The 1,671-nt window shown below is 63.1% G+C and carries 1 protein-coding gene; it reads left to right on the forward strand.

Annotation, left to right across the window (positions count from 1 at the left end; genetic code table 11):
• The first annotated feature begins 94 nt into the window (after positions 1-94).
• A complete protein-coding gene (locus tag CRO07_RS18205; protein ID WP_003168745.1) occupies positions 95-1,450 on the forward strand; it encodes an IS1380-like element ISKpn23 family transposase in 1,356 nt (451 codons plus the stop codon).
• Positions 1,451-1,671 lie beyond the last annotated feature (221 nt).

Below are 1,671 nucleotides of genomic sequence, written 5' to 3' on the forward strand. Positions count from 1 at the left end.
CCCACATTCCCCAAGTAAATCGCTGATTTTGCTGTCAGGATCTCAATATTTCCGATATAAATCATGGTGTTGATGGCCGTGAGGGGCGCGTTTGATGGATCACCCAGAGGGTGCGGGTTCGAAGCGGGCAGATCGGGTCGAGTTCGACCGCCGGGTGCATGTGGAGTTCCGAGGTGCGCAGCTCAGTTCCGACGGCGGCCTGCTGGTGATGCGCGAGCTGGATGACGCGCTCGGGCTGTCCGATCTGGCGGCAAAAGCATTGCGCGACACCCGGCGCGGCAAGAACACGGTCCACCGGCTTGACGGGTTGTTCCGGCAATCGGTGTTCGGGCGACTGGCCGGATACGAGGATGTGAACGACGCCGACCGCCTGGCCCTCGATCCGGTGATGCGCCAGGTCGTGGGTGGAAGGGCTGTCGATGCGCAAGCGGCCTCGGCCTCGCAGATGGGACGGTTCGAGACCGAGACACTGGCACAGCCCGAGAACCGTGCCGCGCTGGCCGACCTGAATGGCCAATGGATCGACCGGTTCCATGACCGTAACGGGCTGAAGTACATCGTTCTGGACATGGACAGTTCGGTCAGCCCCACCCATGGCGATCAGGAGGGCGCGGCCTGGAACGGGCATTTCGACTGCACCTGCTATCACCCGAACTTTTTGTTCAACCAGTTCGGCATGCTGGAGCGCTGCGCCTTGCGCCATGGCAACGTCCACAGCGCCGATGGCTGGCGGGACGTTCTCGACCCCGTCATCGCCCGCTACGCGGAGCGCGACCTTTGCGGCCGGTTCTTCCGGGCTGACGCCGCCTACGCGATCCCCGCGATCTATGAGCGGCTGGAAGAAGCCCGATTCTTCTACGCCATCCGGCTGCCTGCGAACAACGTCCTGCGCGAGAAGATCGCGCATCGGCTGACGCGCCCTGTCGGGCGACCTTCGCTGACCAAGGTCAAGCGCTTCTACGAAGACTTCGAGTATCAGGCGGCATCCTGGGACAAGGAACGCCGGGTGATCGCCAAGATCGAATGGCATCCGGGCGAACTGTTCCCGCGTGTCGGCTTCATCGTCACCAACCTGCCGATGGAGCCCGACTGGGTGGTGCGGTTCTATAACCAGCGCGGCACCGCCGAGCAGCACATCAAGGAAGGTAAATATGCCTTCCACTGGACGCGGCTGTCATGCCGGAAGTTCCGCGACAATGAGGTGCGACTGCAACTGCATGCGCTGGCCTACAACCTGGCCATCTTCTTGCGCTGCATCGAGTTGCCCGAGACGATGGCCGACTGGTCGTTGACCAGCCTGCAACTGAAGCTGATCAAGATCGGGGCACGTGTCGTCCGCCATGCCCGCGCCATCACCTTCCAGCTGGCCGAGGTGGCCGTCACCGGTCCGATGGTCCGCGCCATCCTCGCCGCCATCCGCCGATTGCGAGCGCCTCCGCTATGCGCATGACCGCCATCCACGCCCAAACTGAACGAAAACGGCAGGATGGGTCTGTCCGCTGCGCTGAAAAACACCGCCACCAGGGCACAACACGGCGGCTTCGCGGGCCGATCTGCCCTGTCTCAGCGCCTTGCGCGCCCGACGACGCCGCTCGGGACGGAAAATGATTGTCCTGCGGTCGGATTCAGGCGAAACTCACGTCAGACGGCATGCCACTTGGGGAATGTATG

This window comes from Cereibacter ovatus, from assembly GCF_900207575.1.
Taxonomy (GTDB): Bacteria; Pseudomonadota; Alphaproteobacteria; order Rhodobacterales; family Rhodobacteraceae; genus Cereibacter_A; species Cereibacter_A ovatus.

What these genes read in the sequence shown, in the direction of transcription:
- CRO07_RS18205 (WP_003168745.1), top strand. Translation starts at nt 95, where the DNA reads ATGGATCACCCAGAGGGTGCGGGTTCGAAGCGGGCAGATCGGGTCGAG.